General features: G+C 71.2%; 22 protein-coding genes. 21 read left to right on the top strand and 1 reads right to left on the bottom strand.

What is annotated here, in order from left to right; all coding sequences use genetic code 11:
* Window positions 1-35 precede the first annotated feature (35 nt).
* From D458_RS0126860 to D458_RS0126790, 15 genes are all read left to right on the top strand, one after another.
* Window positions 36-863 carry a hypothetical protein gene (locus D458_RS0126860; protein WP_017589808.1) on the top strand — a complete coding sequence of 276 codons (828 nt, stop codon included), beginning with the start codon at window positions 36-38 and terminating at the stop codon, window positions 861-863.
* A 104-nt stretch (window positions 864-967) separates the two neighbouring features.
* A complete protein-coding gene (locus tag D458_RS0126855; RefSeq protein ID WP_017589807.1) occupies window positions 968-1,147 on the top strand; it encodes a hypothetical protein in 180 nt (59 codons plus the stop codon).
* A 30-nt stretch (window positions 1,148-1,177) separates the two neighbouring features.
* Complete coding sequence (locus tag D458_RS0126850; RefSeq protein WP_026119713.1) at window positions 1,178-1,978, top strand: TlyA family RNA methyltransferase; 801 nt, start codon at window positions 1,178-1,180, stop codon at window positions 1,976-1,978.
* Between the two features lie 108 nt (window positions 1,979-2,086).
* Window positions 2,087-3,013 carry an NAD kinase gene (locus tag D458_RS0126845; protein ID WP_026119712.1) on the top strand — a complete coding sequence of 309 codons (927 nt, stop codon included), beginning with the start codon at window positions 2,087-2,089 and terminating at the stop codon, window positions 3,011-3,013.
* A 48-nt stretch (window positions 3,014-3,061) separates the two neighbouring features.
* The gene (gene recN, locus D458_RS0126840; protein WP_017589804.1) at window positions 3,062-4,774 is read left to right on the top strand and encodes a DNA repair protein RecN; all 1,713 of its coding nucleotides are present in this window, start codon (window positions 3,062-3,064) and stop codon (window positions 4,772-4,774) included.
* A gap of 169 nt (window positions 4,775-4,943) precedes the next feature.
* Window positions 4,944-6,116, top strand: a complete 1,173-nt coding sequence (steA, locus tag D458_RS0126835) for a putative cytokinetic ring protein SteA (protein WP_017589803.1) — start codon at window positions 4,944-4,946, stop codon at window positions 6,114-6,116.
* Window positions 6,113-7,213 carry a copper transporter gene (locus tag D458_RS0126830; protein WP_017589802.1) on the top strand — a complete coding sequence of 367 codons (1,101 nt, stop codon included), beginning with the start codon at window positions 6,113-6,115 and terminating at the stop codon, window positions 7,211-7,213. The genes steA and D458_RS0126830 overlap by 4 nt, the downstream gene beginning before the upstream one ends.
* A 5-nt stretch (window positions 7,214-7,218) precedes the next feature.
* On the top strand, window positions 7,219-8,220 hold the full coding sequence (locus tag D458_RS34340) for a hypothetical protein (RefSeq protein ID WP_017589801.1): 1,002 nt from the start codon (window positions 7,219-7,221) through the stop codon (window positions 8,218-8,220).
* Window positions 8,217-9,845, top strand: a complete 1,629-nt coding sequence (gene murJ / locus D458_RS0126820) for a murein biosynthesis integral membrane protein MurJ (protein WP_017589800.1) — start codon at window positions 8,217-8,219, stop codon at window positions 9,843-9,845. The genes D458_RS34340 and murJ overlap by 4 nt, the downstream gene beginning before the upstream one ends.
* Entirely contained in the window at window positions 9,842-10,924 is a 1,083-nt protein-coding gene (locus D458_RS0126815) for a glycosyltransferase family 4 protein (protein WP_017589799.1), read from the top strand. The genes murJ and D458_RS0126815 overlap by 4 nt, the downstream gene beginning before the upstream one ends.
* A 372-nt stretch (window positions 10,925-11,296) precedes the next feature.
* Window positions 11,297-12,325, top strand: a complete 1,029-nt coding sequence (locus tag D458_RS0126810) for a TerC family protein (protein ID WP_017589798.1) — start codon at window positions 11,297-11,299, stop codon at window positions 12,323-12,325.
* A gap of 349 nt (window positions 12,326-12,674) precedes the next feature.
* Complete coding sequence (uvrA, locus tag D458_RS0126805) at window positions 12,675-15,509, top strand: excinuclease ABC subunit UvrA (RefSeq protein ID WP_017589797.1); 2,835 nt, start codon at window positions 12,675-12,677, stop codon at window positions 15,507-15,509.
* 188 nt (window positions 15,510-15,697) lie between these two features.
* On the top strand, window positions 15,698-16,066 hold the full coding sequence (locus D458_RS0126800) for a VOC family protein (RefSeq protein WP_017589796.1): 369 nt from the start codon (window positions 15,698-15,700) through the stop codon (window positions 16,064-16,066).
* Window positions 16,067-16,188: 122 nt separating this feature from the next.
* Entirely contained in the window at window positions 16,189-16,563 is a 375-nt protein-coding gene (locus tag D458_RS0126795; RefSeq protein ID WP_152521253.1) for a hypothetical protein, read from the top strand.
* Window positions 16,564-16,672: 109 nt separating this feature from the next.
* On the top strand, window positions 16,673-17,059 hold the full coding sequence (locus D458_RS0126790; protein WP_026119711.1) for a Rieske (2Fe-2S) protein: 387 nt from the start codon (window positions 16,673-16,675) through the stop codon (window positions 17,057-17,059).
* Window positions 17,060-17,164: 105 nt separating this feature from the next.
* On the opposite strand, the gene D458_RS0126785 is transcribed toward D458_RS0126790, so the two are convergent.
* A complete protein-coding gene (locus D458_RS0126785) occupies window positions 17,165-18,325 on the bottom strand; it encodes a mechanosensitive ion channel family protein (RefSeq protein WP_026119710.1) in 1,161 nt (386 codons plus the stop codon).
* 178 nt (window positions 18,326-18,503) lie between these two features.
* On the opposite strand from D458_RS0126785, the gene uvrC reads away from it, so the two are divergent.
* The 6 genes from uvrC to gap all read left to right on the top strand — a co-directional run bounded on the left by uvrC (window position 18,504) and on the right by gap (window position 25,617).
* A complete protein-coding gene (uvrC, locus tag D458_RS0126780; protein ID WP_017589792.1) occupies window positions 18,504-20,543 on the top strand; it encodes an excinuclease ABC subunit UvrC in 2,040 nt (679 codons plus the stop codon).
* A complete protein-coding gene (gene rapZ, locus D458_RS0126775) occupies window positions 20,540-21,424 on the top strand; it encodes an RNase adapter RapZ (RefSeq protein ID WP_017589791.1) in 885 nt (294 codons plus the stop codon). Before uvrC ends, rapZ begins: the two co-directional genes overlap by 4 nt.
* A 206-nt stretch (window positions 21,425-21,630) precedes the next feature.
* Entirely contained in the window at window positions 21,631-22,620 is a 990-nt protein-coding gene (locus D458_RS0126770) for a gluconeogenesis factor YvcK family protein (RefSeq protein WP_017589790.1), read from the top strand.
* Between the two features lie 53 nt (window positions 22,621-22,673).
* On the top strand, window positions 22,674-23,087 hold the full coding sequence (locus D458_RS0126765) for a DUF488 domain-containing protein (protein WP_017589789.1): 414 nt from the start codon (window positions 22,674-22,676) through the stop codon (window positions 23,085-23,087).
* A 202-nt stretch (window positions 23,088-23,289) separates the two neighbouring features.
* A complete protein-coding gene (gene whiA / locus D458_RS0126760) occupies window positions 23,290-24,270 on the top strand; it encodes a DNA-binding protein WhiA (RefSeq protein WP_017546454.1) in 981 nt (326 codons plus the stop codon).
* Between the two features lie 342 nt (window positions 24,271-24,612).
* The gene (gap, locus tag D458_RS0126755) at window positions 24,613-25,617 is read left to right on the top strand and encodes a type I glyceraldehyde-3-phosphate dehydrogenase (RefSeq protein WP_017589788.1); all 1,005 of its coding nucleotides are present in this window, start codon (window positions 24,613-24,615) and stop codon (window positions 25,615-25,617) included.
* The last annotated feature ends 85 nt before the right edge of the window (window positions 25,618-25,702 follow it).

The raw sequence follows: 25,702 nt of genomic DNA, 5'->3' as shown, positions 1-25,702 counted from the left end.
TTCCCTCCTGCGGTCCCATCAAGGAGCAAGTCATCATGGTCGTCGACGCGGTACGCACCTATCTGGATGCCGCCAATGGCCTCACCGAACTCTCTCGCAAGCAGGCCGTGGCGGCGGCCAAGACGCTGCTGCGGGCCGACGGGGCGGCCGCCTCCGCGCCCGTGGCCTCGGGCGGTGAGGCCCCGCCGAGGGTGGGGCAGAGCATTCAGACCCTGGCCGGTGAGCTGATCGAGACCAGTCAGGCCAACCGGGCGGCCGTGGCCGACCTGGTGCGGGCCGAGGTCCGGCAGGCGCTGGAGCAGATGGACATGGTTCCGCGTGCCGAGTACGAGCGGATGGTCCGTCGGGTGGCCGAGCTGGAGCGCCGGATGGCCGCCCGGCAGGTCGTTGAGCGGGTGCTGGCGCCCCGTGGCGGTGCCTCGTCGGCGCTGCCGATGAGTGAGGAGGACGGCCAGGAGGACCGGGCCCGGGCGGAGGCCGGGCCCCGGGCGCGCGCGCAGGCCCCCTCCAGGGCCAGGGCGGCCGAGGCCGTGTCCGCCGGTAGCGGGGAGGCGGTCGAGGAGGCCGGGGCCGCCCTGGGTGTCGAGGAGAGCGCACCGGAGACCGGGGACGCTGTCCCCGAGGACTCCGCTCAGGGCGAGGACGCGGTGGAGTCCGGGGACGGCGAGTCCGCGGAGGAGTCGGAGGCCGCGGCCGGGGACTCCGACGCTGACGCCGTAGGGGAGGCCGGGCAGGACGGGACCGAGTCCGGGACCGTCGCCAAGCGCACCGCCAACCGGGGCAAGGCCAAGCCCGCGGCGAAGACCACGCGGTCGCGTTCGACGGCCAAGCGCACCACCAAGAGCAAGGGCGCGAAGAAGTAGAGTCCGATCCGGGCACCGGTCCTGCCGGTGGCCGGAACATCGGGGAGCGGGGCGCCGGGCCGCGGGGTGCGGGGTGCGGCGGCCGTGTGGAGGGAGAGGGCTTGATGGACCCGAGTGAGCAGGCCGAGGCCATGGCCGAGCAGACCCTCGGCGCGACGAGGGAGCGGTTGGCCGATCTGGACGCGTTGCCCACCCATGAGCACGTGGCGGTCTTCGACGCGCTCCAGCAGGAGCTGTCGGGTGTTCTGGGTGTGCTGGGGCAGAGCAACCAGAGTTCTCGATAGTGGCCGGAACGGCCGGTACCCTAGGTGACCATGGCAAAACGTAGTCGGCTCGACGCGGAACTGGTCCGCCGCGGTCACGCACGCTCCCGGGGTCACGCGGCCGAGATCATCGAGAACGGTTTCGTTCTCGTGTCCGGCATGGTGGCGTCCAAGGCCGCGACCCAGATCGGAACCGACCAGCCCATCGTGGTGCGTACCCCTTCCGAGGAACCGCCCTACGTCTCGCGGGGCGCGCACAAGCTCATCGGGGCGCTCGACGCCTTCGAGCTGGAGGTGAAGGGGCGGCGGGCCCTGGACGCGGGGGCCTCCACCGGAGGTTTCACCGACGTGCTGTTGCGGCGCGGTGCGGCGCACGTCACGGCGGTCGACGTCGGTTACGGGCAGCTCGCCTGGGCGTTGCGCAGCGACGACCGGGTGCGGGTGATGGAGCGGGTCAACGTCCGTGAACTCACTCCGGAGCAGATCGGTGACCCGCGTCCCGACCTGGTGGTCGGCGACCTGTCGTTCATCTCCCTCAAACTCGTGCTCGGTGCGCTGCGTGAGTGCGTGACCGCCGACGCCGACTTCTCGATGATGGTGAAACCCCAGTTCGAGGTCGGCAAGGCGCGTGTGGGTGCCGGTGGTGTGGTCCGCGAACCCGGGCTGCGGGCCGAGGCCGTCTCCGACGTCGCGGCGCACGCCCTCACCCTGGGTCTGGGGGTGGTGGACGTGACGGCCAGCCCTCTGCCGGGGCCCTCCGGGAACGTCGAGTACTTCCTGTGGATGCGTGCCGGGGCGCCGCCCCTGGACCCGGCCCGGTTGGAGCGGGCGATCCAGGAGGGCCCGTCCTGAGGGCGTGGCCTCCTGTCGCAGGAGTCCGGTAACGTGACCCGGCCGGGTGCGGTCGAGTGCCCGGTCAGCACCAGGCTTCCCACGGGGAGTGAACGTAAGGGGACGGCGATGACCAGCGGACGCAGTGTTCTCCTGCTGGCCCATACCGGTCGGCCCGCGGCGGTACGCAGTGCCCAGCTCGTCCACGAGAGTCTCAGCCGCGCGGGGTTGACCGTGCGGATGCTCAAGGACGAGGTCGAGGATCTGGCGGCCACGGGCTGTGTGCTGTCCCCGGTCGAGTCCGTGGAGTCGGCGGAGGCGGCCGAGGGCGTGGAACTGGTCATGGTGCTCGGCGGGGACGGGACCCTGCTGCGGGCCGCGGAGATCGCGCGCCCGGCGGGTGCGCCGCTGCTCGGGGTCAACCTCGGGCACGTGGGTTTTTTGGCCGAGGCGGAGCGCGAGGACCTGGGCGCCACGGTGAACAGCGTCGTCAACCGTGACTACGTGGTCGAGGAGCGCATGACCCTGGACGTGGCCGTCTTCAACGGCGGCCGCGGTGACGGGGCGCCCCCGGTGCGTTCGTGGGCGCTCAACGAGGCGACCCTGGAGAAGGCCGACACCCGCCGCATGCTGGAGATGGTCCTGGAGGTGGACGGGCGGCCCCTGTCCAGCTGGGGTTGTGACGGTGTGGTGTGCGCGACCCCCACCGGGTCGACCGCCCACGCCTTCTCGGCGGGTGGCCCGGTCGTGTGGCCGGATGTGGAAGCGCTGTTGGTCGTGCCGATCAGCGCGCACGCCCTGTTCGCGAGGCCGCTGGTGGTCGGGCCGGAGGCGACGGTGGCGCTGGAGGTGCTGCCGGACACCACGCCGGGCGTGCTCTGGTGTGATGGACGGCGTATGGTCGAATTGCCCGCGGGAGCACGAATCGAGATCACCCGGGCCGATACGCCGGTCCGGCTGGCCCGGTTGCACCGTGCGCCGTTCACCGATCGGTTGGTGGCCAAGTTCGGTCTGCCGGTCACCGGGTGGCGGGGGCGGGCCGAACACGGACGCTGAAGAAGCTCCGTCACATGCAAAGGGCGTCAACTATCAGGAGAGGGATCGGTGCTCGAAGAAGTCCGCATCCAAGGCCTCGGTGTCATCGATGACGCCGTGTTGGAGTTGTCACCGGGCCTGACCGTCGTCACCGGTGAGACCGGCGCGGGTAAGACCATGGTCGTCACCGGGCTGGGACTGCTCTTCGGTGGACGCGCCGATCCCCAGCGGGTTCGTCCCGGTGCCGAGCGCGCGGTGGTCGAGGGACGGTTGACCGTGCCCCGGGGCGGCCGGGTGGCCGACCGTGTCCTGGAGGCCGGCGGCGACATCGACGACGACGTCCTGATCCTCACCCGTGCGGTGTCGGCGGAGGGGCGTTCCCGGGCGACCATGGGCGGCCGTTCCGCGCCGGTGAGCCTGCTCGCCTATCTGGCCGACGACCTGGTGGCCGTGCACGGGCAGTCCGACCAGCAGCGCCTGCTGCGTGCGGACCGTCAGCGCTCGTCCCTGGACCGGTTCGCCGGTGACGACCTGAGCAAGGCGATGAAGCGGTACACCGGCGCCTACCGCCGTTACCGCGAGGTCTCCTCGGAGTTGGAGGAGCTGGTCGAGCGGGCGCGTGAGCGCGCCCAGGAGGCCGACATGCTGCGGTTCGGGGTGGAGGAGATCACCGCGGCCGAGCCGCTTCCCGGTGAGGACGAGGAGCTGCTCGCCGAGGAGACCCGGTTGGCGCACGCCGACGGGTTGCGGGTGGCCGCGACCACCGCGCACGAGGCGCTCACCGGTGATCCGGCCGCCGCCGAGGTGCAGGCCGACGTGGTGGGGCTGCTGTCGGCGGCCCGCCAGGCGGTGGGGGCGGTGCGTGAGCACGACGCGGACCTGGCTGCCATCGCCGACCGGTTGGACGAGGCGTCCTACATCCTCACGGACGCGGCCACCGAGCTCGCCTCCTACGCGGAGTCGGTGGACGCCGATCCGGCCCGGCTGGCCGCGGTCCAGGAGCGGCGTGCCCTGCTGACCCAGCTTTCGCGCAAGTACGGTGCGACCACGGACGAGGTGCTGGCCTGGGCCTCGACGGCCGCCAAGCGCCTGGGTGAGCTGGAGGGCGACGACGAGCGTATCGACGAGCTGCGTGCGGAGGCCGATGAGCTGTACGCGCGGATGGACGCGGCGGCGAGCGAGCTCACCGAGGTCCGGTCCGCCGCGGCCGAGCGGTTCGGTGCGGCGGTCACCGAGGAGCTGACCGCGTTGGCCATGCCGCACGCGCGGGTGAGTGTGCGCATCACCACGGGTGAGGAGTTCGGTCAGCACGGGCGTGACGAGGTCGAGCTCCTGTTGGCGCCGCACCCGAGTTCTCCGCCGCTGGCCCTGCACAAGGGTGCTTCCGGTGGTGAGCTCTCGCGGGTGATGCTGGCGATCGAGGTGGTCTTCGCCGGGGCCGATCCGGTTCCCACGTTCGTGTTCGACGAGGTGGACGCCGGTGTCGGTGGCAAGGCGGCGGTGGAGATCGGGCGCCGGCTGGCCCGTTTGGCCCGGCGCGCCCAGGTCATCGTGGTCACGCACCTGCCGCAGGTGGCGGCCTTCTCCGATGCGCACCTGGTGGTGGAGAAGTCCACCGAGGGGTTGGTCACGGAGAGCGGTGTCGTTCGGTTGGACCGGGACGGGCGGGTGCGGGAGCTCTCGCGGATGCTCGCCGGTCTGGAGGACTCCGAGCTGGGCCGGGCCCACGCCGAGGAGTTGTTGACCAACGCGGCTTCGGATCGGGCCTATCCGGCTGCGTGATCCGGCCTCTGGTCCGGTGGTGCCCGTACCGGTTCGGTGCGGGCACCGCGGCGTTCTGATCCGGGGTGGTTTGCCCTGAAAACGCCGATCGGCGGAATGTTGTAACCCAGAGTGATCTGGTTCTGACAGTATGCCAGCGATGAAGGTATCGGATGCGTTCAGAGCCACAATGCGATTCGGTCGTACGCGGGTGGAGGCCCCGGACGGGCTGGTCGCGCCCGTCCGTTCGGACCGCCGCACCAAGAACCTGACCAAGAGGCTGCGTCCCGGCGACATCGCCGTGATCGACCACGTCGACCTGGACCGGGTCAGTGCGGAGGCCCTGGTGGGCTGCGGGGTGTCGGCGGTGCTCAACGTCGCCCGCAGTATCAGTGGACGCTACCCCAACCAGGGGCCCGAGATGATCGTGGCCGCGGGCATTCCCCTGGTGGACGACGTGGATCCCGAGATCCTGACCCGGGTCCGCGACGGTGAACGGCTGCGGCTGGAGGGCGCCACCCTCTACCGGGGCGCGGAGGTCGTCGCCCGCGGCGTCCGTCAGGACAAGGAGTCGGTGGCCGACGCCATGGCCGAGGCCCGTGCCGGGCTCGCCACCCAGCTGGAGGCCTTCGCCGCCAACACCATGGCCTACCTCCAACGCGAACGCGACCTTCTGCTGGACGGTATCGGCATACCGGTGATCGGTACCGCCATGGAGGGGCGCCACGTCCTGATCGTGGTGCGCGGTTACCACTACCGCGAGGACCTGGCCGCGCTGCGGCCCTACATCCGCGAGTTCAGGCCGGTCATCATCGCGGTGGACGGGGGAGCCGACGCGGTGATGGAGGCCGGGTACCGGCCCGACATCATCGTCGGTGACTTCGACTCGGTCTCTGACCAGTCCCTGAGCAGCGGTGCCGAGCTGGTGGTGCACGCCTACCGCGACGGTCGCGCCCCCGGTCTGCAACGGCTGACCGACCTCGGCCACGAGGCGGTGGTCTTCCCCGCCACCGGTACCAGCGAGGACGTGGCGATGATGCTCGCAGACGGCTCGGGGGCCAGCCTCATCGTGGCCGTGGGCACCCACGCCACCCTCGAGGAGTTCCTCGACAAGGGCCGCTCGGGTATGGCCAGCACCTTCCTCACCCGGCTCCGGGTCGGCGGCAAACTGGTGGACGCCAAGGGCGTCAGCCGCCTCTACCGGTCCCGCATCTCTCCGTGGGCACTGCTCGGCCTGGTGGCCGCGTGCCTGCTCACCATCCTGGTCGCCGCCTACAGCTCACCGGCCGGGCAGGTCTATCTCACCTTTCTCGCGGCGCGCTGGGACGCGTTCGTCTACTGGATGACGGGGCTGTTCACGTGATCGACTTCCGCTATCACCTCGTGTCCATCGTCGCGGTGTTCCTCGCGCTCACCGTCGGCCTGGTCCTGGGCACCACGATGCTCCAGGACCCGCTGCTCAACACCCTCAAGTCCGAGACCGCGGACCTGCGCGGGCAGAGCGAGGAGCTGCGCGCCGAGCGCGACGACTCCGAGCTGCTCAACGCCGGGGCCGACCAGTTCACCGACGCCGTGGCCGGGAGTGTCCTGGAGGGGCGGCTGCTCGACCGCCGTGTGGTGCTGGTCGCGGCGCCCGGTGCGGACGAGGAGGTCGTGCGCGCCCTGGGCGGACGGGTCGAGGACGCGGGCGCGGAGGTCGTCGGGCAGCTGCTGTTCGAGGAGGCGTTCCTGGACAGCGGCAGCGCCACCTTCGTCGACGAGCTCGCGTTCCAGGTCTCGGACGACCCCGGGGACCTCTCCGGAAACCCCTATGACAAGGCCGGCACAGAGCTGGGCCGCGCGCTGGCCGCCAGGGGCGGCGCAGACGAGGACGGGGAGGAGACGAAGGAGAAGGAGGAGGACCCGGAGGAGGAGACGGACGGGGAGACCGACGGGGAGGAGGACCGGGCGGACGGCCACGACGCGAACGCGGTGCTGTCGGCCTTCGCCGAGGGCGGCCTGCTCACGGTCGAGGGCTCCCCGGCCCGCTCCGCCGACACCGTGGTCGTGGTGGCCCCGGCCGCCGGCGCCCCCGAGGAGGACGAGGAGCGCGCGAACACCGCCCTGGCCGGTCTCACCGCGGCCCTGCACCGGCAGGTCGGGCCCACGGTCCTGGCCGGCGGCACCGACTCGGGCCGTCAGGGCGGGCTGGTCGCCCACGCCCGGGCGCAGGAGCCGTCCTACGCCACCGTGGACGTGGTCGGCCGCCCCACCGGCGACCTGGTCGTGGTGCTCGCCCTGGCCGACTCCCTGGACGGTTCCGGTTCCGCCTACGGCATCGGGGAGGGGGTCGTCGCGTTCCTGCCCGATCCGCTGCCCCGTCCGCTGACCGAGCCGGTCGAGGAGGCGGCCGCCGACGCCGAGGCCGCGCCCGGCAACGAGGACGAGGCCCGCCGTGCGGTGTCCGGGGACGGGGAGTGAGCCCGATGCGTGCGACCACCCGTGTCTCCACCCGCGGCGCCGTCCGGTCCCCGTTGGCCGCCGGGGCCGCCTCCATGGCCTCCCATGCGGTCCGGGGGCTGAACGGAGCGGCCCTCGGCGCTCTGGCCGCCCGTTCCGCCTACCGGTTGCTCGACCGGGAGGGCGAGCGGTCCCGGACCTGGCAGCGCGTCAACTTCCGAGGCCGCGCCGTCACCCTCCAGGAAGGGCCGGCCCTGGCCTCGGGGGTGTGCGCGGCCTGTGTGCTCGCCCCCGGACTGACCCCGCGCGTGCGCGCCGCCGCGGCCCTCGCGGCCGCCGGCTCCGCGGCCTTCGGCGCCTACGACGACCTGGCCGGGTCCGCTCGGGCCAAGGGGCTGCGCGGGCACCTGGGGGCGCTCGCCCACGGGGAGGTCACCACCGGAGCGGTCAAGATGGCGGGGATCGGGGCGACCGGGCTCGCCGCCGCGTTCCTGCTGCGCAAGGGGCCGCTGGACACGCTGGTGGACGGTGCCCTGATCGCGGCCAGCGCCAACCTGGTGAACCTGTTCGACCTGCGCCCCGGGCGGGCCGTGAAGTTCGCTCTGCTGGCTTCGGCCCCCGCGCTGGCCTCTCCGGCCGCGCCGCTGGTCGGACCGGTGCTGGGGGCCGCGGCCGCCCTGCTCCCCGACGACCTCGCCGAACGTTCGATGCTCGGAGACTCCGGGGCCAACGCGCTCGGCGCCGCCCTGGGTGTGGCCGCCGCGGCCAGGGCCCCGCTCCCGGCGCGCCTGGCCCTGCTGGGCGGGGTGGTCGGCCTGACCCTGCTCAGCGAGCGCACCAGCTTCTCCGCGGTGATCGACGGCGTTCCCGTGTTGCGCCGCCTGGACCGGTGGGGGCGTGTGGACACCGACCCCCGCGCGACCGGGTCCGCGGCGGCCGAGGGGACGGCGCCGCGGGGCGCGGTCGAAGGCGGGCCGGAGCGTGTTCCGCGGGCGCGGCGACCGGCAGTGTCCCCGGCTCCGGGGTGACCCGCGGGGTCGCCACGGCGGCGGCGCTCATCGCGGTGGTCACCGTGGGCGCCCGGCTGGCCGGGTTCGGTCGTACCGTCGTCTTCTCCCAGACCGTCGGCGACACCTGTCTGGGCACCGCCTACGTCACCGCGAACCAGCTCCCCGCGGTGCTGTTCGAGATCGTCATCGGCGGTGCCCTGACCGCCATGGTCGTTCCGGTGCTGGCCGCGGCGGTCGAGCGGGGCGACCACGAGCAGGTCCGGCACACCGCTTCCGCTCTGGTCACCTGGGTCCTGTTGCTGTCGCTGCCCCTGGCCGCACTGCTGGCGCTGGCCTCGGTTCCGGCGATGACCCTGATGCTGGGGGCGGGGACCGGCTGTGACCGGGAGGCGCTGGTCGGCCTGGCCGCGCGCATGCTGGTGGTGTTCGCGCCCCAGGTCGTCTTCTACGGGCTGGCGGCGGTGCTGTACGGGGTGCTCCAGTCGCACCGCCGGTTCCTGGCGCCGGCCCTGGCGCCGCTGGTGTCGAGCCTGGTGGTCATCGCCGCCTACCTGGCGTTCGTGCCTTTGGGTGCCGGGCACCGGCAGGACATCGGCTCCCTGCCGCTGTCGGCCGAGCTGGTGCTCTCCCTGGGCACCACGGCCGGGGTGGCGGCGCTCTTCCTCACGGTCCTGGGCCCGGCCCGGGGGCTGCGGATCCGGTTGCGTCCGCGCTTCACCTTCCCGCCGGGTGTGGGGGAGCGGGTGCGGGCCCTGGCGATGGCGTCCCTGCTGCCGTTGGCGGCCATGCAGGTGTGTCTGCTGCTCTCGGTCGCGTTGGCCAACTGGGGCGGGGGAGCGGGTGCGGCGGTGCTCTACAGCTACGCCTGGGCGCTGTTCACCCTGCCCTACGGGGTGATCGCCGTTCCCATCGCGACCAGCGCGTTCACCGCGCTGGCGGTCTCCGACGCCGAGCAGGACCGGGAGGGGTTCGCCCGGCTGCTGTCGGGGAGCGCGCGGGCCTGTGTGGTGGTCACGGCCGGAGTGGGTACGGCACTGGCGGCGGCGGCCGGGCCGATCGCGCTGGTCTTCGCCCAGTTGGACCCGCCGCCGCTGGAGCGCGCCCTGCTGGCCTACGCTCCGGGTGTCGTGGGTTTCGGGTTGGTGGCGCTGCTCAGCCGGGCGCTGTACGCCTCGCACCACGGGCGCCGCGCCGCCACCGCTCAGGTGGCGGGCTGGGTCGTGGTGATGGTGTGTGCGGTGGGGTTGGTGTGGGTTCTGCCGTCGGGGTGGTCCATCGCCGGGCTGGGCGCGGCGACCACGACGGGGCTCAGCCTGGCCGCCGTCCTGCTGTGGGTGGGGGTGGTGCGCGCCCACGGGCGCGCGTCCCTGGCCGGGTTGGCCCGCGCCCTGGTCGCGGCGCTGGTGGCGGGCGGTGCGGGTTGGGTCGCCGGGCGGGTGGTCGCCGAGGTGCTGGAGGGAGCCTGGGGGGTGCTGGGCCCTCGGGGCGGCGGGATCTGGGGGGCGGTGCTGAACTGCGCCGCGGCGGGTGCCGTGGCGTTGGTGGTCTTCGGTGCGGTCGCGGCCTGTGTGGACCGCTCCGTGCTGCGCACGGTGGCCGACCGTGCTCGGAACATACGTGAACGCAGGAGGGGGACGCGGTGAACGGCAGGGTGGCGTTGGTCGTGGGGACCGTCAGCGGAGGGGTGGGCCGCCATGTCCGCTCGCTGGGGGAGGGGCTGCTCCGCAGGGGGTTCCGGGTGGCGGTGGTCGGGCCGCCCTCGGCCGAGCGGGAGTTCGGGTTCTCGTCGTCGGGGATGCGCTTCTCCCCGGTCCGGATCGGGCCTTCGCCCTCCTTGGGCGATCCCGGGGCGGTGCTGCGGATGCGTGCCCTGCTGCGCGGCGCCGACGTGGTGCACGCGCACGGGCTGCGCGCCGGTGCCCTGTGCGCGTTGGCGGGGGCGCGTCCGCTGGTGGTCACCGCGCACAACGCCCCGCCCGTGGTGGAGGGCGCCCTGGGGGCGGTCTACCCGGTGCTGGAGCGTGTGGTGGCGTCGCGGGCCGACGTGGTCCTGGGGGTCTCCGGAGACCTGGTGCACCGGTTGCGTGGGGCGGGGGCGCGGGACGCGCGGATGGCGGTGGTCGCGGCCCCGGACACGGGTCGGCCGCTGAAGGGGCGGGAGGAGACCCGGGCGGACCTGGCGGTGGAGCCGGAGCGGCCGCTGCTGTTGACGGTGGCCCGGCTCGCGGAGCAGAAGGGGCTGGACATGCTGTTGGCGGCGGCCCCGGTGATCGCCGACCGGGTGCCCGAGCCGGTCGTGGCGATCGCGGGGGACGGTCCGCTGTGGGGGGAGCTGCACGACACCGCCGCGGAGATGGACGTGGACGTGCGGATGCTGGGGCACCGCGCGGACGTGGCGGACCTGTTGGCCGCGGCGGACGTCTTCTGTCTCACGAGCCAGTGGGAGGGGCCCTCGCTGGTGATCATGGAGGCGCTGCGGGCGGGGCTGCCGGTGGTGGCCACGCGGGTGGGCGGTATCCCCGACCTGTACGCGGGGACGGTCCTGATGGTGCCGGCCGGGGATCCCGAGGCGTTCGCGGCGGCGGTCGGGCGGGTGCTGGATGATCCGGTGCTCGCCGCCGACCTGCGGACACGGTCCCGGGAGACGGCCAGGGGGCTGCCCACGGAGGAGGACGCGGTGGAGGCCGCGTGCTCGGTGTACAAGGTGGTGGCCCGGTGGTGAGCGGGGTGCCGGGGGTGTCCCTTCCGGGGTGGTGGTCCCGGAAGGGCGGGTCCGCCGGGGGTGTCCGGCGGGTGGGGAAGATGTGTCCTCACGGAGTGGTGGGTGCCTCCGCGCGGGTGACTTCCCCAGAGAGGTCTTCGATGGCATGCTGGGGACCGGTTCGGATGGCGTATCCTGTGCAGGTGCGCTTTCTGCGCCTGCTTCACCACGTGAGGGGAGTATCCCTGTCGCGGCGGTGCCGTCATCACGGAATACAACGGCGTATTCCCGGTTCCGTCGGTTTACGCCTTCTGGGCGTGAGCGGGAGAGACCTCCGGTTAATCGCTGTGCGTGCAAAACGCTCGCGCGCACCAACCGGAGGAGAATCCGTCCGTGAACGTTCCCCTGTGGGTCTGGGCTGCCACGATCGCAGCCATGATCCTGATCCTGGCTCTGGATCTTGTGATCGTCGACCGCCCGTGGAGCAAGACCAAGGGTCCCAAGGAATTCGGGATCAAGCAGGCCTCCTGGTGGGCCGCCTTCTACATCGGCATCGCCATCGTGTTCGGCTTCGGAGTGATGTACTTCGGCAACTCGACCTCGGGCGCCGAGTACTTCGCCGGGTTCGTCACCGAGAAGAGCCTGAGCATCGACAACCTCTTCGTGTTCTACCTTCTGATGACCGCCTTCGCGGTTCCGAAGAAGTACCAGCACGAGGTCCTGCTCGTCGGCATCGTCATCGCGATCGTGATGCGCGGCGTCTTCATCGTCCTGGGCGCCCAGGTCATCAACGCCTGGAGTGAGGTCTTCTACCTCTTCGGTGTCTTCCTCATCTACACCGGTTACAAGATCGTCCGTGACCACGTCAAGGGCGACGAAGAGGAGAAGGACTTCACGCAGACGCCGGTCGTGCGCCTGGTGAAGCGCTTCTGGCCGGTGACGAAGGACTACCACGGCGCCCACCTGACCGTGAAGCTCGACGGCCGCCGCCACGTGACCCCGATGCTGCTGGTGATCGTCGCCATCGGCGTCATCGACCTGGTCTTCGCCGTCGACTCCATCCCGGCCATCTTCGGTCTGACCCAGGACGCCTACATCGTCTTCACCGCCAACGCCTTCGCCCTGATGGGTCTGCGCCAGCTGTACTTCCTGCTGGCCGGCCTGATGGACCGCCTCGCCTACATCAGCTGGGGCCTGTCCGCGATCATGGTGTTCATCGGCGTGAAGATGATCCTGCACGCGCTGCACGAGAACGGCGTGCACGTGATGGAGGTCGGCATCGGCCTCTCGCTGACCGTCATCCTGGGCATCATGACCGTCACCATCGTCGGCAGCCTGATCAAGTCCGGTGTCGACAAGCGCCGTGGGGCCGAAGCGGTCACCGGCCGCGACGACGAGGATGTCACGGCCGACCGCTCCTGATCCCGGCCGGTCTCGGGCCCGGGGGAGGCCGACCGCCGAACCGGCGCCCGGGATCTGTTCGAACCCACCTCGTTCGAACGACTGTTCGTTTATAGTGGTGGTGTCCTGACGCCTGAGCGTCATGGGCACCACCACTTTTGTGTGTTGGAAGAAACCGTCACAGGCGATCGTTAGTCTTGTCGGACGGGCAGGCGTGTCAGCCGCCTCCGTCCCTCAGCGGCCCGGTTCCGGGGCCGCGGCGGCCCCGAGGGGCCTGCGACCGCCCTACCGCGAAGCCACACACGGGTCCACCGACGTCTCGCGACGTGGTCCACGTCCTGTGCGTCAGAGCCGAAGGATGTCTCACTCGATGGTCGAACAACTCGTGGTCCGTGGAGCACGGGAGCACAACCTCAAGGACGTGTCCCTGGACCTGCCGCGCGACTCCATGATCGTGTTCACCGGTCTGTCCGGTTCGGGCAAGTCCTCGCTTGCCTTCGACACGATCTTCGCCGAGGGGCAGCGCCGCTACGTCGAGTCCCTCTCGGCGTACGCCCGCCAGTTCCTGGGGCAGATGGACAAGCCCGACGTCGACTTCATCGAAGGGCTCTCGCCCGCGGTGTCCATCGACCAGAAGTCGACCAGCCGCAACCCCCGCTCCACGGTCGGCACCATCACCGAGGTCTACGACTACCTGCGCCTGCTCTGGGCCCGCGTGGGAGTCCCGCACTGTCCGGAGTGCCACCGCGAGATCGCCCGGCAGACGCCGCAGCAGATCGTCGACCGGGTCATGGAGATGACCGAGGGCACCCGCTTCCAGGTGCTCGCCCCGGTCGTGCGCGGCCGCAAGGGCGAGTACGTCGAACTCTTCAAGGACCTGCAGTCCAAGGGCTACACGCGCGCCGTCGTCGACGGCCAGGCGGTCCGGCTGGACGAGGCGCCCAAACTCGGCCGCTACGACAAGCACGACATCGCCGTGGTCGTGGACCGGCTCAGCGTCAAGCCAGGCGCGGGCGGGCGGCTCACCGACTCGGTCGAGACCGCTCTGAAGCTGGCCGGGGGCACCATCATCCTGGACTTCGTGGACCTGGAGTCCGACGACCCCGAGCGCGAGAAGGTCTTCTCCGAGCACCTGTACTGCCCCTACGACGACCTCTCCTTCGAGCAGCTCGAACCGCGCTCCTTCTCCTTCAACGCCCCCTACGGCGCCTGCGCCGACTGCTCGGGGCTGGGAACGCGCATGGAGGTCGACGCCGAGCTGCTGGTCCCCGACCCCGAGAGGACCCTGGCCGAGGGCGCCATCGCCCCCTGGTCGGGCGGGCCCAACGGCGGCTACTGGGAGCGCATCCTCAAGGCGCTGGGCGAGGCCGTGGGCTTCGACACCGACACCTCCTGGGAGCGCCTGCCGCGCCGTGCGCGCAAGGCGATCCTGGAGGGCCACGACACCCAGGTCCACGTCAGCTACCGCAACCGGTACGGGCGCAACCGCTCCTACTACACCGAGTTCGAGGGCGTGGTGCCCTGGGTCAAGCGCCGCCACTCCGAGGTGGAGAGCGACCACACCCGTGAGCGGCTCGAGGGCTACATGCGCTCGGTGCCCTGCCCGACCTGTGAGGGGACCCGCCTCAAGCCGGTCGTGCTGGCGGTGACGGTGGGCGGCAGATCCATCGCCGAGGTCGCCTCGATGCCGCTCAGCGAGAGCGCCCGGTTCCTGGCCGACCTCACGCTCTCCGACCGCGACATGGTCATCGCCGCGCAGGTGCTCAAGGAGATCAACGCCCGGCTCGGCTTCCTGCTGGACGTGGGGCTGGACTACCTCAGCCTGGCCCGCTCCTCGGGTTCGCTCTCGGGCGGTGAGGCCCAGCGCATCCGGCTGGCCACCCAGATCGGTTCCGGCCTGGTGGGCGTCCTCTACGTCCTGGACGAGCCCTCCATCGGCCTGCACCAGCGCGACAACGCCCGCCTGCTGGAGACCCTCCAGCGGCTGCGCGACATCGGCAACACCCTCATCGTGGTCGAACACGACGAGGACACCATCCGGGCCGCCGACTGGGTCGTGGACATCGGTCCCGGCGCGGGCGAGCACGGCGGCCACGTCGTGGTCTCGGGCATCGTCGACGAACTGCTGACCTCGACCGAGTCGATGACCGGTGACTACCTGGCCGGGCGGCGCGTCATCGAGCTGCCCGCCTCACGGCGCCCGCTCACCAAGGGGCACGAGCTCGTGGTCCGGGGCGCCCGGGAGAACAACCTCCACGGCATCGACGTGGCCTTCCCGCTGGGTGTGTTCACCGCGGTCACCGGCGTGTCCGGTTCGGGCAAGTCCACGCTGGTCAACGAGATCCTGTACAAGGCCCTGGCCAAGGAGCTGAACGGGGCGCGCAGCGTGCCCGGCCGCCACCTGCGGGTCAACGGCATGAACAAGGTCGACAAGGTGGTGCACGTCGACCAGAGCCCGATCGGCCGTACCCCGCGCTCCAACCCGGCGACCTACTCCGGGGTCTTCGACCACGTGCGCAAGCTGTTCGCGCAGACCACCGACGCCAAGACGCGCGGATACCAGCCGGGCCGGTTCTCCTTCAACGTCAAGGGCGGCCGCTGCGAGGCCTGCTCCGGTGACGGCACGCTCAAGATCGAGATGCAGTTCCTGCCGGACGTGTACGTGCCCTGCGAGGTCTGCCACGGGGCCCGGTACAACCGGGAGACCCTCCAGGTGAAGTACAAGGGCAAGAACATCTCCGAGGTGCTGGACATGCCGATCTCGGAGGCCCTGGAGTTCTTCGAGCCGGTCAACGCGATCCGCCGCCACCTGCAGACCCTGGCCGACGTCGGTCTGGGCTACGTGCGCCTCGGCCAGCCCGCCACCACGCTGTCGGGCGGTGAGGCGCAGCGGGTCAAGCTCGCCGCCGAGCTCCAGCGCCGCTCCACCGGCCGGACCGTGTACGTGCTCGACGAGCCCACCACGGGTCTGCACTTCGAGGACATCCGCAAGCTCCTGGGCGTGCTCAACCGGCTGACCGACACCGGGAACACGGTGATCGTCATCGAGCACAACCTCGACGTGATCAAGACCGCCGACCACGTCATCGACATGGGCCCCGAGGGCGGCTCCGGCGGCGGCACGCTCGTGGCCGAGGGCACCCCCGAGGAGGTCGCCGCGGTAGCGGAGTCCTACACGGGCCAGTTCCTGGCCAAGCTGCTCTAGCGCCCTCGACGGACGCCTTCGGCGCAGCACCGCCCGCCCGTCGCCCACCACCGCCCTCAACGGACGCCTTCGGCGCACCACCGCCCGCGCGGCGGCCCCACGGCCACCGCGCGGGCGTTCGCCTTTCCCGCCCGGGCCCCGGGGAAAACCCGTGGTGGGGTCCGGGCCCGTCCGGAAGGCTGTGGCGCATGATCGGACACTTGCGCGCCGTCACCCTCGACTGCCCGGACGCCAACGCCCTCGCCGACTTCTACTCCGCTCTCCTCGGGTGGCCCGTCACGAAGAGGGAGGCCGACTGGGCCCAGATCAGTGACGGGACCCGCCCGGCCATCGACTTCCAGCAGGTCGAGGACCACCGGCCCCCGGCCTGGCCGGATCCGGAGCGTCCCCAGCAGGCGCATTTCGAGATCGGGGTCGAGGACATCGAAGCCGCCCAGGAGCGGGTCCTGGCCATGGGCGCCGAGCTGCTGGCCGTGGTCGAGGAGGACAGCGCGAACCTGTACCGGGTCTACGCCGACCCCGCCGGCCACCCGTTCTGCCTGGAGTTCACCCGCTGACCACCAGCGGACGGAACAGCCCTTCTCCTTGCCGATCCGCCTGTCCTACCGGTTGAATCCTTCTCGTCCCGCCGAGAACCGAGTTTCCACAGAGCCGCGTACGGCGGTCGGCCCCGAGGACCGTGCCCGCTCCGCCGCCGCGTTCTCGCGACCCGGAGAGGGCCGCGTGCCGTTCCACCTACGGCTGGAAGGGCTTCCTGGAGCCGGGGCGTCGGGTCCGGGTGCGGGTGGCCCAGTTCGGGCGCTCCCACGCGGTGATCCTCAAGGCCGAGGCGACCGCCCTCTACTGGCCCGAGGCAGGGCCCGCGACGGGCCACCACCGGGCCGATCATTCCCCGTACGCCGCCCCCTCCCAGTACTACGGGCAGGCCGAGGCGTACCCGCCGCCCCGCCAGGGCCACGGCCGGTATCCGTCGGCACCGCCCGCGGAGGGCTACGGGCAGCCGTACCCGCCGGAGGGCCACCTGCCGCCGGACGGGTACCCCGGTCGGCCCTGACCGGGGGCGGTGCAGGGCACCTCGACCGGCCTACTACAGTTCGTAGTGGAATTCAGGCGCAGGTGAGGAGCGTTCGGTCGTGGCCGGAAAGAGGACATGCGGGTGCGGGGTGAGCAGGCGACGCCTGCTCGGTACGGCGGGGGCGGCCGCCGCCGTGTCCGCTGTGAGCGCTTGTGGCGAGCCTCCCGCCCCTCAGGAGGTTCGGCGCGGTCAGGTGGTCGGTCAGACCACGGACGTGCCGGAGGGCGGCGGAGCGGTGTTCAGCCACAGCAAGCTGGTGGTCACCCAGCCCGAGGAGGGCGAGTACAAGGCCTTCAGCGCGGCCTGCACCCATGGCGGCTGCACGGTCCAGGAGGTCGAGGACCAGGTGATCCGCTGCCTGTGCCACGGCAGTGAGTTCGACATGGTCTCGGGGGAGCCGCTGGCCGGACCGGCCCAGGCGCCCCTGGAGCCGTTCACCGTCACGATCGACGGCACCGACATCATCCTGGACTGAGCGGGACCGGGAAACGACGGAGCCCGCCGATGCGCATCGGCGGGCTCCGTCGTGTGTGTCGTTGTCCCGGTGCGAACCGTGTTCCCGGGGCGGTGCGAGGGGCGGTCAGACCTCTTCGGAGTTGCCCGACTGCGCCGTACCGTTGCTGCTGTCGTGGACCGCGCCGGAGGCGGCGGTGGCCCGGCGGAACGCGGAGGTGGGGAACTGCGCGGCGTAGTCGGAGTCGATGTCCGGGGCGCCGGTGACGAACTCGGTGCGGTTGCGCGGCAGGGACTCCGGGTAGTTCTCGACCAGCCAGGTGATCAGGTGTTCGCGGATCTCGCAGGCGATGTTCCACTGGTTGCCGGTGTCGGAGGCGCTGGCCACCACGCGGACCATGACCTCGCCGGTCGCGGTGATGTCCACGACCTGGCAGGACCAGCTGCGCCCGTCCCAGTGGTCGCTGGAGGTGATCAGGCGGCCCGTCTCCTCGCGCAGCTCGGCGATGGGCACTTCCCAGTCCAGGGGCAGCTGCACCTTGGCGGTGATGTTGGTGCCGGACTTGGTCCAGTTCTCGAAGCTGGTGGTGGTGAAGTTGGCCACCGGCACGACCAGGCGGCGCTCGTCCCAGATCTTGATGGTGACGTTGACCAGGCTGAGCTCCTCGACCCGGCCCCACTCGCCCTCGACCACGACGACGTCGCCGATGCGCAGGGCGTCGCTGAAGGCCAGCTGGAGTCCGGCGAACAGGTTGCTCAGCGTGGACTGGGCGGCCACACCGGCGACGATACCGATCACACCGGCCGAGGCCAGAAGACCGGCGCCGAGTGCTCGGACCCCGTCGAAGGTGAACAGGATGGCGGCGATCGCCAGGACGACGACGACGGAGGTGATGACCCGGCGCAGCAGGCGCACCTGGGTCTGGAGCCGGCGGGCCCGGCGGTCGGCGTCGCCGTTGCGCACCGACAGGCGGTCCAGGACCATGTCGGTGGCCGCGTACGCCAGGCTGAGGATCAGCGCGGTGAGGGTGCCGATCATCAGGATCGTCATCGCGTGGTCGATGGTCTGGAAGGTGCTCCAGGGCACGTCCCCCCGGCTGGGGAGCGCCAGGTTGGCACCGGCGACCGCGGCGGCCGTGTAGGCGGTGACCGCCGAGCGCGAGACCACGTGGCGGGCCATCGGCCAGACCTTGCCCAGTTTGTGGTTGAGCAGCCACTGGACCACGAAGACCAGGGTCATTGCGACCGCGACGGCGATACCGATCGCGATCCATTGGGACGCAGACACGACGAAGGACCCCCTTACCGTTCATGTCGGGTAGTTCGGCTGTACCTGCCCAACCTAGACCATCCAGATATCCAATCGTGACGTTTGGTTGAACAGTTCGTGCCGGAGTGACCCGCTCCACGGAGCGCTCCGCGCGGGCGGGTGGCCGTCTGTCCCCGGGACACACCAGAATGGGTGCATGGCTGCGACTCCTCACCTGCGCCCCGCCCCCGGCTCCATCCCGACCGAACCGGGCGTCTACCGCTTCCGGGACGCCTCGGACCGGGTGATCTACGTGGGCAAGGCCAAGAACCTGCGGTCGAGGCTGTCGTCCTACTTCCGCGACTTCGCCGGGCTGCACCCCCGGACCCAGCAGATGGTCTCCACCGCCGCCGACGTCGACTGGACGATCGTCGGCACCGAGGTCGAGGCCCTCCAGCTGGAGTACTCCTGGATCAAGCAGTACGACCCGCGCTTCAACGTCAAGTACCGCGACGACAAGAGCTACCCCTATCTGGCGGTGACCCTCAACGAGGAGTTCCCCCGAGTCCAGGTGATGCGGGGGGCCAAACGCAAGGGTGTGCGCTACTTCGGTCCCTACTCGCACGCCTGGGCCATCCGCGAGACCGTCGACCTGCTGCTGCGGGTCTTCCCGGTGCGCACCTGCTCGGCCGGGGTCTTCCGCGGAGCGCGCAACAGCGGCCGCCCCTGCCTGCTCGGTTACATCGGCAAGTGCGTGGCCCCGTGCGTGGGCAAGGCCGACCCCCAGGAGCACCGTGCCCTGGTGGAGGACTTCTGCTCGTTCCTGGCCGGTGACACCGGACGCTTCATCCGCGAGCTGGAGGGCCGGATGACCGAGGCGGCCGAGGAGATGGAGTACGAGCGGGCCGCGCGCATCCGCGACGACATCGGGGCCCTGCGCGCCGCCCTGGAGAAACAGGCCGTGGTCCTGCCCGACTCCACCGACTGCGACGTCATCGCGATGGCCGACGACCCCTTGGAGGCCGCGGTCCAGATCTTCCACGTGCGCGGCGGCCGGATCCGCGGTCAGCGCGGATACGTGGTGGACAAGGTCACCGACGCCGGCCCGGGGGAGCTGATGCAGACCTTCCTGCGCCAGCTCTACGGCGCCCTGGACGGTGCGGAGGAGACCGAGGGCACCGGCACCTCCGTGCCGCGTGAGGTCCTGGTCTCACACGAACCCGAGGAGGCCGAGGCCGTGGCGAGCTGGCTGTCCGGGCACCGCGGTTCCGCGGTGGACCTGCGCGTGCCCCGGCGCGGCGACAAGAAGTCCCTCATGGAGACCGTCGACAAGAACGCCCGCGAGGCGCTGGCCCGGCACAAGACCCACCGTGCCGGGGACCTGAGCACCCGCGGCCGCGCCCTCAACGAGATCCAGGAGGCGCTGGAGCTGCCCGAGGCGCCGTTGCGCATCGAGTGCTTCGACATCTCCAACCTGCAGGGCGAGCACGTGGTGGCCTCGATGGTGGTCTTCGAGGACGGCCTGGCCCGCAAGTCCGAGTACCGGCGTTTCTCGGTGCGCGGCAGCGGGGCCGGAGGGGCCGAGCAGCACGACGTCGCCGCCATGTACGAGGTGGTCAAACGGCGGTTCCGCCGTTACCTGGAGGAGAGCGCCCGCTCCGGTGAGGTGGCCCGTATGGGCGGCGGCCCGGACGAGCCGACGGGGGCGGGCCGGTCCGGGTCCGAGGAGGAGCCGGCCCCCGGCAAGTTCGCCTACCCGCCTAACCTTGTGGTGGTGGACGGCGCCCGGCCCCAGGCCGAGGCGGCGCGGCGCGCGCTGGACGAGCTCGGGATCGAGGACGTGGCGGTGTGCGGGCTGGCCAAGCGCCTGGAGGAGGTGTGGTTGCCCGACGACGAGGACCCGGTGATCCTTCCGCGTGCCGGTGAGGGCCTCTACCTGCTCCAGCGCGTGCGCGACGAGGCACACCGCTTCGCCATCCAGTACCACCGGCAAAAGCGCGCCAAGGCGCTCACCGGTAGCAGTCTGGACGAGCTCCCGGGGCTCGGCCCGGCGCGCAGGACGGCCCTCATCAAGGAGTTCGGTTCGGTGAAACGACTGGCCTCGGCGAGCGCCGAGGAGATCGCCGCGGTGCCCGGGATCGGCCCCAAGCTGGCCGAGTCCGTGCACGCACACCTGTCCGGTGGCCCCGGCCGGAAGGGTGCGGAGGGTGACGGGGTGACGGCAGAGCAGAGCGAAGACGGGGGAGGAGACATATGACGGTCGAACTGGGTGGGGAACTGCCACCCGAGGTGGTCGTCGTCACCGGGATGTCCGGTGCGGGCCGAAGTACGGCGGCCAGGGCCCTGGAGGACCTGGACTGGTTCGTGGTGGACAACCTGCCGCCGGGCCTGCTGCCGACGATGATCGAACTGGCGGGCCGCACCCACGGGGCGGTGCCGCGGGTCGCGGTGGTGGTGGACGTGCGTTCACTCGCTTTCACAGAGGACCTGCTGTCCACGGTGGAGGAGCTGCGCAAGCGCGACATCACCGCGCGGGTGCTCTACCTGGAGGCCGGGGACGACGCCCTGGTCCGCAGGTTCGAGGGGGTGCGCCGCCCCCACCCCCTCCAGGGTGACGGCCGCGTGACCGACGGCATCACCCGCGAGCGCGAGACCCTGCGCGCCATCCGCGGCGAGGCCGACCTGGTCATCGACACCTCGCAGCTGAACGTGCACCAGCTCAAGGCCCGGGTGATCGGGTTCTTCGGGGAGAGCGACGAGGTGCGCCCGCGCGCCAACGTGGTCTCCTTCGGGTTCAAGCACGGTCTTCCGGTCGACGCCGACCTGGTCCTGGACTGCCGCTTCCTCCCCAACCCGCACTGGGTGCCCGACCTCAGGCCGATGAACGGCCGCGACGAGCCGGTCCGCGACTACGTGCTCTCGCAGGACGGCGCCAAGGAGATGCTGGAGGCGTACTCGGAGGTCCTGAAGCTGACCATCGCCGGATACCAGCGCGAGGGCAAGCACTACATGACCCTGGCGGTGGGCTGTACCGGCGGCAAGCACCGCAGTGTCGCCATGGCCGAACAGTTCGCCGACCGCCTGCGCGGGCAGGACGTGGACGTGCACGTCGTCCACCGGGACGTGGGCCGGGAGTGAACGGGACGTGAGGCCGGCCCGGTCCGCGGGGTGAACCGAATCGCCAAGAGTGGCGTCTTCCCTTACATTGGCCCGGTCATTGAAGGTGTCGGCCCGTCAAGGGGACTGGTACGCACGGCGGGTCGGGGGCGTGGTCCGGCCGTTCGCACGCCCCTTCGGGGGTGCGGTCCGACGCGTCCGCCGCATAGGGGAGGCAGGCCAGAGGCATGTCGAAGAGCACCGCTCCGGACGGGGAGGACGCCTCGCGTCCGCCCCGGGTGGTCGCGCTGGGGGGCGGGCACGGCCTGCACGCCTCGTTGTCGGCGCTGCGCAGGGTGACCACGGACGTCACCGCGATCGTGACGGTCGCGGACGACGGCGGTTCCAGTGGCCGGTTGCGCGAGGAACTGGGCGTGCTTCCGCCCGGGGACCTGAGGATGGCCCTGGCCGCGCTGTGCGGGGACGACGAATGGGGGCACACCTGGAGCCAGGTGCTCCAGCACCGGTTCCGCTCGGAGGGTGACCTGCACGGTCACGCCGTGGGCAACCTGCTGATCGTCGCGCTCTGGGAGCTCCTGGGCGACTCGGTGGCCGGCCTGGACTGGGTGGGGCAGCTGCTGGGCGCCCACGGCCGGGTCCTGCCGATGTCCTCGGTGCCGTTGGAGATCTCCGCTGAGGTGTCGGGGGTCGATCCGGCCAGGCCCGAGGAGATCACCACGGTGCGTGGCCAGGTGGCCTGTGCCAGCACCAACGGCCGGGTGCGCTCCATCTCGCTGATCCCCGAGGACCCGCCGGCCAGCCCGCAGGCGGTCAAGGCCGTGCGCGAGGCCGACTGGGTGGTGTTCGGCCCCGGGTCCTGGTTCACCAGTGTGCTCCCGCACCTGCTGGTCCCCGAGCTGGCCCACGCCCTGGTCACCACGAAGGCCAAGCGGTTGGTGGCGTTGAACCTGTCACCGCAGAAGGGGGAGACCGAGGGCTTCCGCCCCGAGACCTACCTCGAGGTGTTGCGCGAGCACGCGCCCAAGCTGGGGGTGGACGTGGTGCTGGCCGACACCGGGACGGTGGAGGACGCCGCTCCGCTGACCTCGGTGGTGGGCGAACTCGGCGGCCGTCTGGAACTGGCCGACCTGAACCGCGGGGACGGCACCCCCCGGCACGACTCCGACAAGCTGGCCACCGCCCTGGAGCGGATCCTGGTGGGCCGGGCGGACGACTGACTGTTGGGGCCGGACCGGGTTGGGGGTGACCCGCTTCCGGGAAGGGGCGTCCCATGGCCGATCACCGCATCCGTCTGGAACGCGTCTATGACGAGGTACGTGCCGAGGAGCACCCCGGGCGGGGGCAGGATCCCCCGCCCGGGCCCCGGTTCCTCGTGGACCGGCTCTGGCCGCGCGGGGTGCGCAGGAGCGAGGTCGCCGGGTGCCCCTGGCTCAAGGACGTCGCGCCCAGCCGGGAGCTGCGCACCTGGTTCGGGCACGACCCGGACCGCTTCGCTGAGTTCGCCCGGCGCTACCTCGCCGAACTGGAGCGCAGACCCGAAGTGCTCGAACCGATCCTGGCGGCCGCGCGTGAGGGGCCGGTCACACTGCTCTACGCGGCCCGGGACACCGAGCACAACCACGCGGTCGTCCTCCGCGACCACCTGGAGTCGCTGCTCACCTCCCCGGACGCCGGGAGCAATTGACCGCACACCGTCACGAAGGCCGACACGCCGCCTCTGAGCAGGGCGGGGGGATCGACGACACGCCGTGCGGGGGTCGGCGTAAAGGCCCGCGTCACGTAGTCTGCAGCGAGACAGCCGCCCGTGGCAGAGCCCCGTGGCGGCACCCCCGGTGCCAGGGTGTGCGGCGCCGGTGTTCTGCCAGTTCAAGGGGAGGATCGCAGCGATGGCGATGACCGGCGTGGTGAAGGACGAGTTGAGCCGGCTGGCGATTCTCAAGCCATGCTGCCGCAAGGCGGAGGTGTCCACCATCCTGCGGTTCACCGGAGGCCTTCACCTCGTGGGCGGTCGGATCGTGATCGAGGCCGAACTCGACACGGGGGCCGCCGCCCGTCGGCTGCGCAAGGACATCTCGGAGGTCTTCGGCCACGAGTCCGAGGTCGTCGTGCTCTCCCCGAGCGGCCTGCGCAAGGGCAACCGGTACGTGGTGCGGGTGATCAAGGACGGCGAGTCCCTGGCCCGCCAGACCGGTCTGGTCGACAACAACGGGCGCCCGGTGCGCGGCCTGCCCCGGCACGTGGTGGCGGGTGGCGCCTGCGACTCCGAGTCCGCCTGGCGCGGCGCCTTCATCGCGCACGGCTCCCTGACCGAGCCGGGCCGCTCGATGTCGCTGGAGGTCACCTGCCCGGGTCCGGAGGCCGCGCTGGCCCTGGTCGGTGCGGCCCGCCGCCTGAAGGTGCACGCCAAGGCCCGTGAGGTGCGCGGTGTGGACCGGGTGGTGGTGCGCGACGGCGACTCCATCGGTGCGCTGCTGACCCTGCTGGGCGCCCACCAGAGCGTCCTGGCCTGGGAGGAGCGCCGGATGCGCCGGGAGGTGCGGGCCACCGCGAACCGGCTCGCCAACTTCGACGACGCCAACCTGCGGCGCAGCGCCCGGGCCGCGGTCGCCGCCGGCGCGCGGGTGGAGCGGGCCCTGGAGATCCTGGGCGAGGACGCGCCCAAGCACCTGGTGGCCGCCGGCCAGCTGCGCCTGGCGCACAAGCAGGCGTCCCTGGAGGAGCTGGGGCAGCTGTCGGTCCCGCCGCTGACCAAGGACGCGATCGCGGGGCGTATCCGCAGGCTGTTGGCCATGGCGGACAAGCGGGCCAGCGACCTGGGCATCGAGGGGACCGAGGCGAACCTCACTCCTGACATGCTGGTGCCCTGAGGGCGTGCGACCCCTGAGCCGGGGCACGAGTGCCCTGGAACACGACCGCAACACCGATGTTCGGCTTTGTTAACTGCGAAAACTCCGGGATAACTTCCGAAAATGGTATAGACCTCTTCGCCGAGCGGTGTCAGGATGGTCGCGAATCCGCGAGGGGGCGACGGATTGCCGGGCGGGGGCGAGAACGGCTCCCCGCCGACACTCCGCTAGGCTCTTTGTGAACACCTGTTATGCGTTCACGCTGCTCAACACGGTTGTGCCGGACCGTACCGGTCCGGGCCCGCGGGAGCGGCCACACGCTCGGGTGAAACTGCTGTGCGACAAAATGAGGAGATTGGTTCCGTGACCATCCGTGTAGGCGTCAACGGCTTCGGTCGGATCGGCCGTAACTTCTGGCGAGCGGTCGCCGCCGGCGGCAGCGACATCGAAATCGTCGCGGTCAACGACCTCACCGACACCAAGACGCTCGCGCACCTGCTCAAGTACGACACCGTGCTCGGCACCCTCGAGGGCGACGTCGAGGTCGGTGACGACTTCATCCGCGTCGGCGACAAGACCATCAAGGTCCTGGCCCAGCGCGACCCCGCCCAGCTGCCCTGGGGCGAGCTGAACGTCGACGTCGTCGTCGAGTCCACCGGTATCTTCACCAAGGCCGAGGACGCCAAGAAGCACATCGCCGCCGGTGCCAAGAAGGTCATCATCTCCGCCCCGGCCAAGGGCGAGGACATCACCATCGTGATGGGCGTCAACGACGACAAGTACGACGCCGCCAACCACGACGTCATCTCCAACGCCTCCTGCACCACCAACTGTGTGGCGCCCATGGCGAAGGTCCTCAAGGACGCCTTCGGCATCCAGCAGGGCTTCATGACCACGGTGCACGCGTACACCAACGACCAGGTCATCCTGGACTTCCCGCACAAGGACCTGCGTCGCGCCCGTGCGGCCGCGCAGAACATCATCCCGACCAGCACGGGTGCTGCCAAGGCCACGGCCCTGGTCATCCCCGAGCTCGCGGGCAAGCTGGACGGCATGGCCATGCGCGTCCCCGTGCCGGACGGCTCCGCCACCGACCTGGTCGTGACCCTGGACCGCGAGGTCACCAAGGAAGAGGTCAACGCCGCGTTCAAGGCCGCCGCCGAGGGCGAGCTCAAGGACGTCCTGGTCTACACCGAGGACGAGATCGTCTCCTCCGACATCGTCGGTACCTCGCCCTCCTGCACCTTCGACGCCGGCATGACCATGGCCGCCGGCAACCAGGTCAAGATCCTCGGCTGGTACGACAACGAGTGGGGTTACTCCAACCGCCTGGTCGACCTGGCCAAGCTGGTCGGCTCCAGCCTGTAACCACCGGGTCCAGACCCGTGGACGCCGACGCGTGACCCGGCACCCCTTTCGCCCGCGCGCGGAAGGGGTGCCGTCGCGTGCGCGC

It is taken from the genome of Nocardiopsis ganjiahuensis DSM 45031 (assembly GCF_000341085.1).
GTDB lineage: Bacteria > Actinomycetota > Actinomycetes > Streptosporangiales > Streptosporangiaceae > Nocardiopsis > Nocardiopsis ganjiahuensis.
The sequence above is the reverse complement of the archived record's forward strand: the minus strand, read 5'-3'. Positions and strand labels throughout refer to the sequence as shown.

Bases quoted from the DNA above. Each gene is read 5' to 3' on its own strand.
- D458_RS0126800 (WP_017589796.1), top strand. From the start codon at position 15,698: ATGATCGGACACTTGCGCGCCGTCACCCTCGACTGCCCGGACGCCAAC.
- steA (WP_017589803.1), top strand. From the start codon at position 4,944: ATGCGATTCGGTCGTACGCGGGTGGAGGCCCCGGACGGGCTGGTCGCG.
- whiA (WP_017546454.1), top strand. From the start codon at position 23,290: ATGGCGATGACCGGCGTGGTGAAGGACGAGTTGAGCCGGCTGGCGATT.
- D458_RS0126845 (WP_026119712.1), top strand. From the start codon at position 2,087: ATGACCAGCGGACGCAGTGTTCTCCTGCTGGCCCATACCGGTCGGCCC.
- D458_RS0126765 (WP_017589789.1), top strand. From the start codon at position 22,674: ATGGCCGATCACCGCATCCGTCTGGAACGCGTCTATGACGAGGTACGT.
- uvrA (WP_017589797.1), top strand. From the start codon at position 12,675: ATGGTCGAACAACTCGTGGTCCGTGGAGCACGGGAGCACAACCTCAAG.
- uvrC (WP_017589792.1), top strand. From the start codon at position 18,504: ATGGCTGCGACTCCTCACCTGCGCCCCGCCCCCGGCTCCATCCCGACC.
- rapZ (WP_017589791.1), top strand. From the start codon at position 20,540: ATGACGGTCGAACTGGGTGGGGAACTGCCACCCGAGGTGGTCGTCGTC.
- D458_RS0126855 (WP_017589807.1), top strand. From the start codon at position 968: ATGGACCCGAGTGAGCAGGCCGAGGCCATGGCCGAGCAGACCCTCGGC.
- D458_RS0126860 (WP_017589808.1), top strand. From the start codon at position 36: ATGGTCGTCGACGCGGTACGCACCTATCTGGATGCCGCCAATGGCCTC.
- D458_RS0126850 (WP_026119713.1), top strand. From the start codon at position 1,178: ATGGCAAAACGTAGTCGGCTCGACGCGGAACTGGTCCGCCGCGGTCAC.
- D458_RS0126770 (WP_017589790.1), top strand. From the start codon at position 21,631: ATGTCGAAGAGCACCGCTCCGGACGGGGAGGACGCCTCGCGTCCGCCC.
- D458_RS34340 (WP_017589801.1), top strand. From the start codon at position 7,219: ATGCGTGCGACCACCCGTGTCTCCACCCGCGGCGCCGTCCGGTCCCCG.